The sequence below is a fragment of the Streptomyces sp. NPDC048436 genome (assembly GCF_043200355.1).
In the GTDB taxonomy this organism is placed as follows: domain Bacteria; phylum Actinomycetota; class Actinomycetes; order Streptomycetales; family Streptomycetaceae; genus Streptomyces.
Genome location: NZ_JBICXP010000013.1, coordinates 1 through 14,497 on the forward strand (window position 1 = coordinate 1; position 14,497 = coordinate 14,497).

Genomic DNA, 14,497 nt, shown 5'->3' on the forward strand with positions numbered 1-14,497 from the left:
ACCTCATGGCCCGCAGACTCACCGGCGAAGCCACCCCGAACTGGCGCGGAACCTAACCCGGGACCAAACACGAACCAACGGACCAAACGCTCAGTTAGCTTGTTCTTTATCTTCGGTTCGCGTGGAGTTCGGCGAAGGTCTCGGCGCGTTTGACGGTCTTGCCGACGTCGTAGCGGGGTGCTGGGCGGCGATTTCGGGAGCCGGGCGGGTGTCCGTGTCCGGGCCCGGTGCCGCGGGGTTGGGGATCACGAGCCGGGCAGAGCAGGTGAGCGCGGATTTTGCTGAACCCCTGGCGGACCGGGCCGGGGTCAGCTGCTCCGGCCTCGCGGGCTTCTCCCAGGGACGGCGGAGGTCGGTGGCCAGGGGCCGGCGAGCCGGAGCTGGGTGTGCGCGGCGATCAGGATCCAGGTCCACCTGTCGGCGGCTTCGGGCGTACGGAGCTTCGGGGTGGTCCAGCCGAGGGTCTGTTTCGCGAAGCGGAAGGTGTGCTCAAGATCGAATCTTCTCAGGAACTCCTGCCACCAGCGGTCGACATCGGCCGGGGTGGCGCCGGTCTTTGAGGACCACAGCCACGCCGGCGGCGCCTCGCGGTCCTTCGACAGGTGCTCGACTTTCAGCCGGACCAGGGTGCCTTCAACCATGGGGAGCTCGCCGTCGTGGTCGAGCCAGGCCGAGCGGTGGGTCAGCATCGGATGGGCCCGGTCCCACGCCCGCGCCTCGGCCCTGCGGCCATGGTTGAGCCCGCCGTACAACGCGCCGTGCCCACACCGGTGTTCGGGCAGTAACGTCAGACTCACCAGCGACTTCACCGGGCCGTCCGCGCACAGCACCGCGTCACACAACTCGGACAACTCATCGCGGCGAACGGTCAGACATGCATAGAACTCACCCCGGAAGCGTGACGCCTTCGCGAACGCCTCCCGCCGGGACCGGGGTATGGGCAGACCCATGGCAACGGCCTTCGTACTGATCAAATGCCCTACTCGACACGGCACACGATCGTGTGATGGCCGCCGCATGGCCGGTGAAATGCCAGAACCCACCCGAAGTTCGAGACCTGCTCGAGATGCTTCCCGTGATCACAGCTCGCGAGGAATCAGAGCCCTCCGTGGCGATTCTCCAGGGCTGCCATGTCCCAGACCACCAACACGCCGTCCTGTTGCGCGTCCGCGTCCTCCCAGTACGGAAGCCCCTGTTCGTCCGTGGCAAGCACGTAGTCCAGGACATCCGTGGCTGAGCCGACGGACAGGGCCTGCGCGGCCCAGCTGAGCAGGGCTTGCAGCGAGGTGTACTGGGGCCGGTCGTCGAACCGTCCACCGTCGCCGTGGGCATGCGCACCGATGCGACCGTGCTGGTCACCCGTTGCCATCTCGACGAAGAGGGAATCCCCGGCGCCATCTCCGGCCAGAGGCAACCACGATGAACGCCAATAGCGCAGTTCATCGGGAACATCCCGCTGCTGCGACCCGATCCACCACACGTAGTCTTTCGCGATCTCGGCTGCGGCGAACAGGCGGTAGTTGCCGGGCAACAGGCACTCCCCTGCGCCGTCATGACGGCGCAGGGATGCCACCAGGTCCTCGGGAAACACGAGCCCGCACTGGCGTTCTGCCACGCGTACCGCATCAGAGCCCGCGGCTGGGGGCAACGAGGCGTACGCGGCCGGGGCGAACTCACACAACCAGTTCTCGATCCGCAACCACGAGTCCTCAATCGTCATGGCATCCATCGTCGTCCGCGGGACCATCCGGACACCAGACCGTCGACCGCTCGGCACCACGACGACGCGGTAGATAAAGATCAAGCTTAGCGCGCAACCGTCAGGACCAGGAGCCCTTCGTAGGCGCGCTCACGCACGCGATCTACCTCTACGGCGATCTGCGCAGCAGCGCGAACCCCACTAGGTCACGCCTCTCCTCCTCTTGAACAACAGAGGGTCATACACTTCCGCCGCCGCACCGACCAGGGCCCCACCGATTGCCCCGATCATCCCCATCAGCGCACCGCTATCCACGGTCATGGCCATGCCCCGAGGGTTGCAGAGTTGAAGCATCAGAACGGTGGTTCTTGGGATGCCCACGGGTCATCAGACGCGGGATTGACGGCCAGTTGCTGTAGCTCTCACCCGCGCTGCCGGGCCGGTCTCACGACCTGACCGCCGCCCGCACCCACCGGATCATCCGTATCTGCAAGCGCCACGGCGTTCCTGTCCTGGCCGAACTCGCCTACCAGGTCGGGTGCCCCTGGCCGACCGCGGGCACCAACCCCAGTCCCCTGCGGGAACTCACCCCACCGAGAAGACCGTCAACCGGGCCATGGCCGCGGCACGGGCACAGGTCGAACGCGGCGTGACGCGCTGCATCGGCTACAGCTGTCGGCATCTCAGCTTGCCTCTATAGCCCCGGAATCGGACGTTGATGCTGCCCGTGATCTATCTGGGCTGCTGGGTGACGTTGACCATCCAGGTGATCCCGAACTGGTCGACGAGCGAGCTGGCATCGTCACCCCATGACTGCCTCTCCAGGGGCAGCGTCACGGTGCCGCCGGCGGACAGCCTCTCGAAGTAGCCGCAGGGTTTGGCGTCTTCGCCGTCGAGGAAGACCGCGGCGTTGTTGCCCGAGGCGTGGGGCACGGCACAGATCGCTACTTAGCGTCACACGTTTGAGGGGTTTGCGGCATCCTCGTCACTTGCCGCGGGCATGAGCCAAGCAAGTCCGCGTGCCACATGCAAGGAGTGACGATGGTCCAGAGCGAGCCGCAAGAGGCCCTCACTGATCTTCGCGTGCGGGTTTCGCCAGTCGGGGCGAACAGCGGGGGAATCCTTCAGCGTGGGGAGCACGCTCTGCTCGGGGTGAGCACGGGCAACAGCTACTTCAGCCGCCGGCGCCTGGCCAAGGCGATGGCGTGGGCGGTGGAGCACTTCGCCGCCGTGGACGTGGTGTATGCGGATGTCGCCCTGCAGCCGATACTCGAAGCCTTCGGCTATGAGCCTGCCGCCGCGCGCAGGAGCGTTGCGAAGCAACTGCGCGGCGTTCGGCGGCGTATCGCCGGCGCGCTGGAGGACATTGGGGCGGCTGCGGCGCGTGTGCAAGCGCGCCCGCTGTCCCATTTCCTGGACCAGCCCGGTTACCGGGAGGTGCAGACGCGGACACGGATGGCTCTGCGAACCGACGTGGAGCTACGTTCAGTCCGGGATGCCATGGCGTACCAGTTCCTCACCCAGCGGCTGCCGCCCGGCACGCTTCCCACGCCTGCAAAGGTGGAGGCGGCGCTGGCCTACGTCGACGCAGAGTTGCCGTTCTTCGTCGACACACTACGGATCGTGGACGTCCCATCGTCCGTCCACTGCTATCACACCGTCCTCCCGCTGGGCCGACTGCTGTTCGGCGAGCGCCGGACGGGGCTGCGCCCAGCCGACAACCAGGGGTACGCCGTCGTCGCATGCGACGACCGAACCGAGCAGTGAGTCCCGCAAAGCCGCAGAAGAAAGCAGAGCGTCATGGCATCCACGTCCACCGAAGTCTCCGCAGGCCCTTACGCCGATGTCGAGTGGCCGCTGTGCCGGCGCGGTGACATCGTTCCCCCCGAGCTCGCGCGGCTGCGCGAGGAGAGCCCCGTCGCACGAATCCGGACACTCACAGGCGACGATGCCTGGCTGGTGACCAGTTACGCGCTGGCTCAGCAGGTTCTGGAGGACGAACGCTTCAGCCTGCGCGACACGGCGGCTCCGGATGTACCTCGCCAGTACGCCCTGACGATCCCCCCTGAGGTCGTCAACACCATGGGCAACGTCAACAGTGCTGGGCTCCACCAAGAGGTGCTGCGTGCCTTCGGGCCCCGCTCCGGGCCGGTGTCCGCGCAGTGGATGTCCGCGCGCGCCCACGAACTGGTGGACGCGATGGTGGAGGAGGGTCCGCCCATCGACCTGCGGCAGCGGTTCGCCGAGCCGTACTCCGCGGCCCTGGTCTGCGAGGTGCTCGGTCTGCCGTACGAGGACGGGCTGCGGCTCATGTCCGGCCTGGACCTCGGCTTCGTCACCAGCCCCGTCGCGTACGACGGCTGTACCGCCAACTGGGACAAGGACTACGCCTTCGTCCTCCGGTACGTACGCGCCGACCGTGCCGACCAGCACGGCCTGATCCGGCGGCTGTGCGAGCTGCGCGACGATCCGGAGCGTGACGGTGGCGATCTGACCGACGAAATGCTCACGGCCACGGTCACGTCACTCTTCGGCGCCGGCGCCATGAGCACCTATGTGTTCCTCCTGCACGCCGTGCTGACCCTGATGAGGCACCCGGAAGCCATGGAGCGACTGCGCGAGCAGCCTGAGGCGATGCCGAGCGCTGTAGAGGAGCTGATGCGCTGCACACTGTCGATCGGCGACGGACTGCCCCGGATCGCCCGGGCCGACGTACAGCTCGGTGACATCTTGGTGCGAGCCGGAGAACTGGTCCTGGTCTGCGTGGAGGGCGCCAACTTCGACCCCGAAGAGTTCCCGGACCCCGAGCGCCTGGACCTTGACCGCTCGCCCAACGGACACCTCTCCTTCGGCGCGGGACGACACTTCTGCCCCGCCTCCGCGATCTCCCGCGTCCATGCCGCGCAAGCTCTCACCGTCCTCCTCGAACGCCTTCCGCAGCTGCGGCTCGCGCTGCCCGTCGACCAGCTCGTCTGGCGTACGGGCAACATCAAGCGCGTCCCCGAGAGGCTGCCGGTCCAGTGGTGAACTCACCGGAAGGCGCCCGGATGGCACGCCTCTTCGACACGGTCGGCATGGAGTACGAGCACGCCTTCGCCGACCGGAAACAGGCCCAGATCGACGCCGTCGAGGAGCTGTCGCGCCGCCTCACCCCTGGCTCCCGCATCCTGGACCTGGGTGCGGGACGGACCGCCCCACCACGCAACAGCTGTGCGCGAAGGGCCTGGACGTCACAGCGTCGACGTCTCCGAGGTCATGCTGGCCCACGCCCGCCGCCAGGCGCCGCAAGCCCGCTTCATCCTGGCTGGCTTATTCAGCAACATCACCGGCCTCGGCGTGTACGACGCCGTCGTGTGCATGTTCTGCCTCGTCAACCAGCCCGAACCGCGCTTCGTGGAGGGTCTTCAACGCATAACCTCACTCGCCGTGCCCGGCGGTTCCGTACTCGTGGCAGTACCGGAATCCCACGGCACCGAAGAGGTGCACTTCCTCGACCTGACGTACCGGCCCGCTCGCTGCCTGCGCGAGGACGTCCACCGTTACGCCCAACTGGCCGGCCTGAACGTCGAACGCGTGGAATCCCATGCGGCACACCCCGGGCCTGCTCGTCCGGAGTATCAGTACCGGTGCTCAACGCCCTTAATTACGGCTGAACCTGACGTGCAGGAGGAGCGAGATGACCGCACAGGTCACGATGGCGAAGGCGGGCGTAGCCGTAGTTGCCGCAGACGAGCAGGCTGGACGGGAGCGACGCGAGGTTGCCAAGAAGCAACCCTGCGACAAGGGGTGAAGCGATGACATTGCATTCCGATGTGGCCGAGATGTTCGCGGGGGTCGGCATCCTCGCCGTGGACGTCGACGATGGCGTCGCGGACGAGGACGCCCGATGGTCCAATCGTCCGCGTACCAACGCGTCGTCATGGTGACCGCTTCCTCGCGGAGCCGCGACCGGGACCGGGACCGGGCGATCGTGGCCACGATCCTGCGCGACCCCAACGAGATGGGGTCCAAGACGGCGGGGGTCGCCCTCGTGAACGGGATCGCGAGGACGGTGACCGGCCCTGCCGAGCTCCGGCAATGGTCGGCTGAACTACTGCCGGAGATCGACCAGCTCAAGCCGGAAGGAACCGCGAGTTCATCCGCCGCCGCATCCACGACTGGCTGTTCTACCTGTCCATCTAGGACGGCCACGTGCCGACACCGGCCGAGTTGGCGGAGGTCACGGACTGGATGCAGCGCCACCTCGCCGAGAAGTCGACGTCACCGGCGGTACTCGACGGGCTCGCCGAGTCAGCCAACCGCAAGAAGATACGAAACATCGCGAAGAACCGAGCCGGATTCTTTGCGGTCTGACCCGGGCGAGTTTGGCGATGGTCTCGGGCCGTCTGACGGTTTTGCCCACGTCGTAGCGGGTGGCGGGCCGCTGGTTGTTCGAGCCGCGTCGAAGCTCGACATGGGAACCTAGTTTGATCACGTGGAGCGGAATCCGGCCGAAATGGGCTTCGAACCGGGCCGCTCACCTGGGTACTCGCGGGAGGCCGCGGGAGGCAGGGGCGGCCTTCGTCCCTAATTGGTGGTGTGCGTGGGGTAGACCTGAACATCGGTGTAGGCGCCCTTGATGTCTCCCGCGTCCGCGGGCCACGGCAGGTTCACGGTGTGGGTCTCGTTGGGGGGCGTCACCTGGATGGTGGTCGGGGAAGAGAGGGTGTCGCCGGTGTTGTCGATGTCGTAGGCGAGGTTGAAGATGGCGGCGTCGCCGGGCTTCAGGGTGGTGATACGCGGCTGGGCGTGGCCGCGCTCGATGGGGTTCGAGGTGTTGTCGGCGTCCTTGATGTCGACGCCCGCGAAGCCCGTTGCCGAGCAGGCGGCCGACCCTCGGTTGATCATGGTGATGTCGATCCTGCCGGTGTTCTCGTCGGGTGCGGCGTCCCTGGCGTCGATGGCCAGGTCCTCCGTTTTGCAGAACGTGACCTTGCCGCCGGTCTTCGTCGCGCTGTTCGCGGCGCCGGCGCGGACCTCGGTGTCCTCACCGGAACCCGACTTCGCGCTGTCGGCCTCCGAAGCGCTCTGTGACTTCGAGCCACCGTCCGAGGACGAAGAAGACGAGGACGAGGAGTCCTTGGAGGACGAGTCCTTCGCAGAGTCGTTGCCGCCACAGGCGGTGAGCGAGAGGGTGGCGGCGACGCTGACGGCAGCAAGAGCGGTGATGCGGGAGTGCTTCACGGTGATCCCCATATGAGTAAGGCGGTGCGTGCGGTCAGAAGTATTTGTATCCCGCACCGAGTTACAGGCAGTCCTCCGCGACGTCTTCGTTCTGTCACAGGCGAACGGACCTCACGGCCCGCCACGGCGACACCGCACGGTCACCACCCCAACGCGCGACCACGGAAAACTCCGCGCCCACCTGGCCGGTCCCCGACCTGGAGGGCTATCGGTCCCCCTCCGTCCCGGTCGAAGGCACCAACGGATGTACTGCAAAACCCTCGCCTACGCCTTCCACGACCCCATGCAGCCGGTGTTCAGCTTCCGTCTGTGGAGCGGAACGAACCCCGGCCTCTCCACCTGGCCGTCACACGAGGAACCGCTACAGCTGGCTGTGCGCCGCGGTGACAGTGACTTCGTTGACAGCTTTACGCTCGCCCCGCCGGGGCAGACGCTGGGCTGGACCCGCCCGAAGCTCCGCACGTCCGCGGCGGCGGACCGGTGGACCTGGCTGATCATCGCCGCCCACACCCAACTCCGCCGAGCCCGGCCCTTGGTCTCCGACCTTCGTCGTCCGTGGGAGAAGCCGGCCGAGCCCAGCTGCCTCACCCCTGCCCGGGTCCGCCGGGGGGGCAGGAACCCGCCCGAACCCGCCCTGCCCGACCTCTGCGCCAAAACCCAACCGACCCGGCCCGGGCAGATCAGAGGCTGGATTGGCCTTGTCGCACGCGTTCAGACGGCTCAGACCTCCCTACTTTGACGCTCCCCCCTTAATGAGGTGATCACGACGAGCTGATCCGACACACTGGTTCGATGCAGCACGATGATGAACAGCCTTTGTCCGGCGGCAACGTCAGTGATGGTGTCGTTCGCGTCGGGGACACCGTTCGCCGTCCGGCCGGACCATGGACTCCCGCCGTGCATGCCCTGCTTGCCCACCTGCACGAGGTGGGATTCAGCGCGGCGCCTCGTCCACTCGGCGTTGACGATCAGGGGCGTGAGGTCCTGACCTTCATGCCGGGAGATGTGGTCTGGCCCGACCGGTTCTCGCTGATGGAACCCGCTCGACAACTGGCTCGCGTGGCACGGCTGATCCGGGACTTCCACGACGCCGTGCAGGACTTCACGCCGCCGTCCGATGCGCGGTGGCAGACGCTGATCCCCGCTGAGGGCAGTGCCATCATCGCCCATAACGACCTGGCCCCCTGGAACCTCGTGGTCGCAGACGAGGCTCGGTGGGCCTTCATCGACTGGGACGCTGCAGGTCCCGGCTCGCGCCTGTGGGATGTCGCATACGCCATTCACGGGTTCGTCCCGCTGTCCGGGCATCCGGACTGGCAGAGCCCGGACGCGGCGGACCGACTGCGAGTCTTCGCCGACGCCTACGGTCTCGCTGAGGCCGAACGCCGTCGGTTGGTCCCTCTACTGGGGCGCCGTACGCGTTCCATGCACGACTTCCTGCGCGACCAGGCAGCCCAAGGAGCCCCGCCCTGGGCAAGGCTGTGGGCTGAAGGCCACGGCGACGCCTGGCGAAACGACGCCGAATACATCGAACAACGCGAAGACCAGTGGATGCAGGCCCTGCTCGCCAGCTGAGCCCCGGTTCACGCGCCGGGGTGCTCGCCGTGTACTTCGTCATCGTCTACATCGGGATAGGCGTGCCGGGCCATCGTCTTCAGCATCGCCATCCGGCACATCGGCATCGGGACCGCGATGATCGGCTTCGCGTCCATCCTGTCCCTGGGCGCCGTTGTCTCGACCGTTGTCGCTTCGCGCGGCCGCACGTGGAAGGTTTGATCTCATGCGCTACATCATCATCGGAGCAGGGGCAATCGGCGGCACCGTGGGCGGGCGGCTCGCAGAAGTGGGCCACGACGTGGTGCTCGTCGCGCGTGGCGCGCACTACGAGGCGCTGCGCGAGCGCGGCCTGCGCGTGTCGACACCTGACGGCACCCGCACCCACCGACTCCCCGTCATCCAACGCCCCGACGAACTGGGCGAGTTGCGGTCGGACGACGTACTGTTCCTGGCCGTGAAGACGCAGGACGGCGAGGCGGCGCTCGATGCCTGGAGCCCGCGCCCGGTGGCGGGCGGCGGCACGGCGGGCGAGCGACTCCCGCTGATCTGCGCGCAGAACGGCGTCGAGAGCGAACGCATGGCCCTGCGCCGCTTCCGCCACGTCTACGGAATGTGCGTCTGGCTGCCTTCGACGTATGTGGAACCGGGCGCCGTCTCCGCGGCGGGCGCCCCTTACACAGGCATCCTGCACATCGGCCGCTACCCAACAGGCATCGACGAGACGGCCCGCAACATCGCGGGCGACCTGGAGAAGACCAAGCTGCTCGCGCCCGTCGTACCGGACGTCATGCGCTGGAAGTACGGCAAACTCCTCGCCAACCTGATCAACACCATCGAGGCCACCTCCGGACCCGTCACCAGCAACGCCGGCGTCGCACTCCTCAAGCGGGCCCAAGCCGAGGGCGAGGCTGCGCTCAAGGCCGCCGGTATCGAGGCGGCCGGCGAGCAGGAACAGAAGGAGGCCCGCGGTGACCGGATCCGCTTCGAGCCCATCGAGGGCTCCGAGCGGCGCGGCGGCTCCTCCTGGCAGAGCCTCGCCCGCGGCACCGGGACCATCGAGGCCGACTACCTGAACGGCGAAATCGCACTCCTGGGCCGCCTCCACGGCGTACCGACACCCGTGAACGACACCCTCCAACGCGTCGCCAACGCGTTCGCGAGGGAGCGCAGGCAAGCCGGATCAATGCCGGTGAGCGAACTGGCGGCGCTGGTGGACGAGGTAATCGCCCAGTAGACGCCGCAGCAGGTAACCCAGTGGTGAGCGCAAAAACTACGCCTGGAAGGCGACCTGTACGCCGCCGAGATCGAACCGGTTCATCCCCAGCGGCAGTGGCATGACGGTGTATGTGTCGGGGCCCCGTCAGAGTTGGCTGGCTTTCTGTAGTTGTCCAGGGGGTTCAGCCGCGTAGCGGGCGGCTTCGTGTTCGGCGAGGGTGACGTGGACAACGGTCAAGAATGAAAGGCCCTCATAACGTCTCCAGCTCACCGGACCTCGTGGATGCCCACCTGGACGAGGCGTTCGCCAAGGCACGTACCGCAAGACTGACCCGCTCCCCCACCTGCCCCGGTGTCCGGGCCTGGCCTTCCAACGGGCCCGGCGCACGGCGACGCGCAGTGCAGTGCAGTGCACACCCATCGACCGCCTGGGCGCCCCGGTGAGCGGGGCGTCGGAGCAACGATGGGCTGTGGCGATCGAGGGTCGTCGCGCTATGGGTCGGTGACAGTAGACGTTGGACTCGCGGCGGGCCTCGGCGTGCTCGTCGGGGATGTCCACGCAGACGAAGAGCACGGCGACAGCGGTGACGAACAGTCCGGCCGGGCCGAGGAGCTAGGCCATTTCGTTCAGATCATCGGGGGGTGATACGGGCTTGAAGAGCGCCGGAAGGTCCTGGGGAGTCTTCCGGCCAAAGACCGTGAGGTTCGGTTAGGCAGATTCGTTGGTCAACGGGCGGACCAGAGGAAGATGCCCGCGACGTGCAGTCCGGCAAGGTAGCGCCTGGTGCGAAGGGGCCGGCAGTGCGCGTCGGCTGCGAGGTGAATCTTGGTAGTCAGACCGCCGCGGGACCGGCCGATGGCATGGTCATTCGGCTCGTCTGCCGAGCCCCCTTTTTGCTGGCCCCGGGGGCCTGCTGATGCGCACGCACGATCGTGGAGTCCACCGAGCGAGACGGACCAGTTCAGGTCCTCATCGGTGTCCGACTGAGCTACCCGCGTGGTGAACACCCGCTCCCAGGTGCCGTCGACGGCCCACATCCGCAGCCGATTGAACACGCCTCTCCGGTGCCGTACTTCTGCGGCAGGTGGATCCACTGCGTCCCGGTCCGGAACTTGAAGGCGATCGCATCGATCACCTCACGATGGTCCCGCCACCGGTCACCCCGCTTCGGCGTCTGGTCCGGCAGCAGCGGGCCCAATCCGCGCCCACTGCGCGTCAGTCAACGGCACACCCAGTCCAATGATCAGGTGATTGGAACGAAACGGCCTAGCGTCACGAGGGGAGCCAGCGCCGGTCACCGCCGAGGCCGACGCACGGATTGTCCACGAGCCTTCGCCGACCGCGGCGGCGCGACTCCCTCCCTTGAGTGTGGGTGCCCATGTCGGAGGAGAGCGCGCCGCACGCGGCCGGGCCGGCACGGGGGCTGTTTGCGGTACGTGGCAGTCCGCCCGCGGTGGCTGGCGGGGTCAGCGGACCTTCGTCAGCTCGCCCTTGTCCTGGAGGGCCGCGATCCCCATGGCCCAGAGGCTGTTGACCCGCTGGCGCTCCTGCGCGTTCGGGTAGGCGTTGGTGCAGGACGTGCCGGGGCCGCCGCCGGACATCAGCTCGCTGCACGGGCCCGAGTAGTGGTCAGGGAGACCGAGCACGTGCCCCGTCTCGTGGGCCGTCACCCGCGTGGAGTTGTACTGCTGGTTTTGCCGGTAGTCCAGGAAGATGTAGCCGTGGCCGTGTCCGTCGGTGGAGGCGTACGAGCCGCGCGAGTCGTTGCCCTCGCGGTACTCGAAGTCAGCGCTCGAGCTGGTCTCCTGGAGCTTCACGTTGCTGACGGAGGAGTTCCAGATCTGCGTGCTCTGCCCTATCTGGCTGCGGAAGCTCGGTGCCCGGGTCGTGCGGTACCGGACGGTGACGATCTGGATGCCCGGCTGCGCCGCCTGCTTCTTCAGCGCCGACTTCATGACGGCGTCGAAGAACTGCCGGTTGGCGGCCTCGTCCTCGGCGGAGCCCGCGTACGCCGACATGGCGTTCGTGGAGGCAGGCTCGACCGTGACGGACGAGGGCGCCGCGAACGCTGAGGGGGCGACGGCAAGCGAGCCGACGAGAGCGGCGGCGCCGAGGATGGCGCGGAGGCTGGTGCGGGATCTGTTCATGGGGGTATGTCCCTTCCGGATGTCCGGTGGCCTGGATGGCCGGGGCGGCCGGGAGCTTTGGGGCACGGAGATGCCCGGGATCCCGGGGCCGGGGGCCTGCGTGCGGGCCTCCGGTCGGGACGAGTATCGGGAAGGCCGGGCCGTTCATCCCGATGCCATTCGGTGATAGCGGCAGAGCATCAACTGGTATGCGCAGTAAAGGACTTGCCGCATGACATGCCCGGTTCTACGCCGATTGGAGACGCCCGATCCGGTGAATGCCGCGCACGCAGACGTTCGGGGGCGGCGACGATGATCTTCGTACAGGCCAGGAGCGCTGTTCGTGCGGGGATGGCGGACGAGACGAGCGCGACGACGAGATACAGAGTTCGCCGATGCTCCACTGCTGACCGTGCAGCGCCTGCTGAGCTCGGAGAACGGCCGCACCCTGGCCGAGCCACACGCGGCATCGCTCAGCGGCCCTTCAGCCCTCACTCCCCCACTCGCACGACTGAGGGGATACAGCGTCCGCGTAGCAGGCAGACGCGGCACACGCGTACGTCTCCGAGCCGGCTGACGGCTGGCTGCATGAAATCGACACTGCTGTCGGCGGTGGTGGCCGACGGTCTCGGCGGGGTCTGCGGCGTCGTGCTGGCCGTGACCACAGATGCATTTACGTCAGCAGCCGACAGGGCAAGCTGTTGCGGAGCTCCCGTGTGTTGCCCGATATTTCCCGGACCGTGCACCGGCTGCGCCGCCACCCCGCACGCAGCACCTCCGAAGGCCGATCGGTGAGCTGCCCGTCATGGGGGGGAGACGGCGGGGCCGGTGAGGGCGGGGCGGATCTGGGTTGGTCTGTCCGCCCCGCCAGGCCGTTCGCTACGGAAGGCTGTGCACCTTCGGACCGACAGAGTTCGACCACGCGTTGCCCGCCGTCGCGTCCCAGTTCGTGGACCATGTCATGGCTCCGCGCAGCCCCGGGTACGTCTTCGACGGCTTGAAGGAGCCGCAGCCGGTGCCGCGGGCCAGGCAGTCGAGGGCGTTGTTCACGACCGACGGGGCCACGTAGCCGCTGCCCGCGCCGCGCGTCGATGCCGGGACGCCGATGCCGACCTGCGAGGGATCGAGACCGCCCTCCAACTGGATGCAGGCGAGCGCGGTCAGGAAGTCCACGCTGCCCTGGCTGTAGACCTTGCCGTCACAGCCCAGCATCGAACCGCTGTTGTAGTACTGCATGTTGACGACCGTGAGGATGTCCTTCACGTTCAGCGCCGTCTGGAAGTACCCGCCCGATGTGGACTGCATGTCGATGGTCTGCGGCGCCATCGTGAGCACCAGTTTCGAGCCTGCCTTCGCGGAGAGCTGGCGTAGCGCCTTCGTCATGTAGGTGGGGTTGAGGCCGTTCTCCAGGTCGATGTCGACGCCGTCGAATCCGTACTCCTGCATCAGCGCGTAGGCGCTGTTGGCGAATGCCGTCGCGGAGGCGTCGCTGTTGACCGAGATGGCGCCCTTCTCGCCGCCGACCGAGAGGATCACGGACTTGCCCGTGGCGTGTTTCGCGGCGATGTCCGCCTTGAAGTCGGCGGAGGAGGAGTAGCCGACGGCCGGGTCGAGATTGAAGGTGATCTGGCCCGGCGTGCTGGTGGCGTCGGCGAAGGAGACGGCGATGATGTCGTACTGCGAGGACACGTCCCGCAGCTTCTGCACGGTCGCGCCGTTGTCGAAGTTCTGCCAGTAGCCGGTCAGCGCGTGCTTGGGCACAGTGCCACCGTCTCCGCCGCCGCTGCCCTTGGCGGTCCGTACGGACACAGACGTCGACTTCGCGGACTCCCCCGCCGCGTTCGAGGCACTCACCTGGAAGCTGTAGGTGGTCTCCGGCGTGAGACCGGTGACGGTCGTCGAGGCGCCGCCGGCCGAGGCGACCTTTGTGCCGTCGCGGTAGACGGTGTATCCGGTGGCCGTGGACACCGGGGTCCAGGACAGGTCCACCGAAGTGGACGTCGTCGTGCCCGCCTTGAGGCCGGCCGGCACAGCCGGTATCTCCACCGGGTCGGTGCCGCCGCCCCCGTCGGGTCCAAGGACGCTCACATCGTCCGCGTAATACGCACTCTGCCCGTACCAGCCGTGCGTGTACACGGTGACCGACGTGGTGTTCGCGCCGGTGGTGAAGCTGGTGGAGAGCTGCTGCCAGGACGAGTTGCCCGGCGTCCAGGTCGACACGTCGGTGGTACCTGTACCGCGGGCACCCAGATAGACATAGCTGCCCTGCACCCAACTGCTCAGCTTGTACGTGGAGTTGGGCTTGACCGAGACGATCTGGGAACACTCGGCGTTGCTCTGGCCCGCCGGGGTCGCCCTGAGCGCCTTCGTGCCGCCGTGCACGGGAGAGGTGACGACGACACCGCTGTTCGCGGTGCATGTCCAGTTGCTCAGGTCCGACTCGAACCCGGCGTTCTTGGCAACGTTGACGTCCGCCGCCGTGCCGTCCGCCGCATTGACGCCCGTCGCCTTGACGTCCGCCGACTGCGCGGGCGCCGCGAGCGCGGTGACGGCGAGCGCGGCGGCCGCACCGACGGCGATCGCCGCGCCGATTCTCCGGCGAACGCCGGATCTGCCCTTACGTACACGGTCCACGGAATGCCTCCAGGGAGAAGCTAAGGACGAAGGTGAGAGCCG

General features: G+C 67.5%; 14 protein-coding genes and 3 pseudogenes. 8 read left to right on the forward strand and 9 right to left on the reverse strand.

Going from position 1 to position 14,497, the window contains the following annotated elements; translation table 11 throughout:
- Nucleotides 1-106: 106 nt before the first annotated feature.
- Nucleotides 107-950: pseudogene (locus ACGFX9_RS32475) on the reverse strand (transposase).
- 146 nt (nucleotides 951-1,096) lie between these two features.
- The gene (locus ACGFX9_RS32480) at nucleotides 1,097-1,729 is read right to left on the reverse strand and encodes an SMI1/KNR4 family protein (protein WP_393481358.1); all 633 of its coding nucleotides are present in this window, start codon (nucleotides 1,727-1,729) and stop codon (nucleotides 1,097-1,099) included.
- 389 nt (nucleotides 1,730-2,118) lie between these two features.
- Between ACGFX9_RS32480 and ACGFX9_RS32485 the strand changes: the two are divergent.
- Nucleotides 2,119-2,357, forward strand: a pseudogene (locus tag ACGFX9_RS32485) (IS5/IS1182 family transposase); the annotation flags it as partial.
- A gap of 74 nt (nucleotides 2,358-2,431) precedes the next feature.
- Here the strand turns inward: ACGFX9_RS32485 and ACGFX9_RS32490 are convergent.
- The gene (locus ACGFX9_RS32490; RefSeq protein ID WP_393481361.1) at nucleotides 2,432-2,632 is read right to left on the reverse strand and encodes a VOC family protein; all 201 of its coding nucleotides are present in this window, start codon (nucleotides 2,630-2,632) and stop codon (nucleotides 2,432-2,434) included.
- A 108-nt stretch (nucleotides 2,633-2,740) separates the two neighbouring features.
- Between ACGFX9_RS32490 and ACGFX9_RS32495 the strand changes: the two genes are divergently transcribed.
- Both ACGFX9_RS32495 and ACGFX9_RS32500 read left to right on the forward strand, forming a co-directional pair.
- Nucleotides 2,741-3,466 carry a tRNA-dependent cyclodipeptide synthase gene (locus ACGFX9_RS32495; RefSeq protein ID WP_393481364.1) on the forward strand — a complete coding sequence of 242 codons (726 nt, stop codon included), beginning with the start codon at nucleotides 2,741-2,743 and terminating at the stop codon, nucleotides 3,464-3,466.
- A gap of 33 nt (nucleotides 3,467-3,499) precedes the next feature.
- On the forward strand, nucleotides 3,500-4,726 hold the full coding sequence (locus ACGFX9_RS32500; protein ID WP_393481367.1) for a cytochrome P450: 1,227 nt from the start codon (nucleotides 3,500-3,502) through the stop codon (nucleotides 4,724-4,726).
- Between the two features lie 390 nt (nucleotides 4,727-5,116).
- On the opposite strand, the gene ACGFX9_RS32505 is transcribed toward ACGFX9_RS32500, so the two are convergent.
- Complete coding sequence (locus tag ACGFX9_RS32505) at nucleotides 5,117-5,284, reverse strand: hypothetical protein (RefSeq protein WP_393481371.1); 168 nt, start codon at nucleotides 5,282-5,284, stop codon at nucleotides 5,117-5,119.
- A 209-nt stretch (nucleotides 5,285-5,493) separates the two neighbouring features.
- Between ACGFX9_RS32505 and ACGFX9_RS32510 the strand changes: the two genes are divergently transcribed.
- Together ACGFX9_RS32510 and ACGFX9_RS32515 are read left to right on the forward strand one after the other, a co-directional pair.
- Nucleotides 5,494-5,625: a hypothetical protein gene (locus tag ACGFX9_RS32510; protein WP_393481374.1), complete on the forward strand. Its 132-nt coding sequence runs from the start codon at nucleotides 5,494-5,496 to the stop codon at nucleotides 5,623-5,625.
- A 265-nt stretch (nucleotides 5,626-5,890) separates the two neighbouring features.
- Entirely contained in the window at nucleotides 5,891-6,052 is a 162-nt protein-coding gene (locus tag ACGFX9_RS32515; protein ID WP_393481952.1) for a hypothetical protein, read from the forward strand.
- 213 nt (nucleotides 6,053-6,265) lie between these two features.
- Here ACGFX9_RS32515 and ACGFX9_RS32520 read toward each other — a convergent pair whose 3' ends face one another.
- Nucleotides 6,266-6,922 (reverse strand): DUF4232 domain-containing protein, encoded by a 657-nt coding sequence (locus ACGFX9_RS32520; RefSeq protein WP_393481377.1) that lies wholly within the window; start codon nucleotides 6,920-6,922, stop codon nucleotides 6,266-6,268.
- Between the two features lie 427 nt (nucleotides 6,923-7,349).
- Here ACGFX9_RS32520 and ACGFX9_RS32525 point away from each other — a divergent pair.
- Nucleotides 7,350-7,602: pseudogene (locus tag ACGFX9_RS32525) on the forward strand (transposase); the annotation flags it as partial.
- Between the two features lie 112 nt (nucleotides 7,603-7,714).
- Nucleotides 7,715-8,497, forward strand: coding sequence for a phosphotransferase enzyme family protein (locus ACGFX9_RS32530; protein ID WP_393481380.1), 783 nt, complete (start codon nucleotides 7,715-7,717; stop codon nucleotides 8,495-8,497).
- 8 nt (nucleotides 8,498-8,505) lie between these two features.
- On the opposite strand, the gene ACGFX9_RS32535 is transcribed toward ACGFX9_RS32530, so the two are convergent.
- Entirely contained in the window at nucleotides 8,506-8,634 is a 129-nt protein-coding gene (locus tag ACGFX9_RS32535) for a hypothetical protein (RefSeq protein ID WP_393481383.1), read from the reverse strand.
- Between the two features lie 68 nt (nucleotides 8,635-8,702).
- On the opposite strand from ACGFX9_RS32535, the gene ACGFX9_RS32540 reads away from it, so the two are divergent.
- Nucleotides 8,703-9,713: a ketopantoate reductase family protein gene (locus ACGFX9_RS32540; protein WP_393481386.1), complete on the forward strand. Its 1,011-nt coding sequence runs from the start codon at nucleotides 8,703-8,705 to the stop codon at nucleotides 9,711-9,713.
- A 970-nt stretch (nucleotides 9,714-10,683) separates the two neighbouring features.
- On the opposite strand, the gene ACGFX9_RS32545 is transcribed toward ACGFX9_RS32540, so the two are convergent.
- The 3 genes from ACGFX9_RS32545 to ACGFX9_RS32555 form a co-directional block, all read right to left on the reverse strand.
- A complete protein-coding gene (locus ACGFX9_RS32545) occupies nucleotides 10,684-10,893 on the reverse strand; it encodes a transposase (RefSeq protein ID WP_393481389.1) in 210 nt (69 codons plus the stop codon).
- A 268-nt stretch (nucleotides 10,894-11,161) separates the two neighbouring features.
- Nucleotides 11,162-11,842, reverse strand: a complete 681-nt coding sequence (snpA, locus tag ACGFX9_RS32550) for a snapalysin (protein ID WP_393481392.1) — start codon at nucleotides 11,840-11,842, stop codon at nucleotides 11,162-11,164.
- Nucleotides 11,843-12,700: 858 nt separating this feature from the next.
- Nucleotides 12,701-14,455: a chitinase gene (locus tag ACGFX9_RS32555; protein WP_393481395.1), complete on the reverse strand. Its 1,755-nt coding sequence runs from the start codon at nucleotides 14,453-14,455 to the stop codon at nucleotides 12,701-12,703.
- Nucleotides 14,456-14,497: the final 42 nt, after the last annotated feature.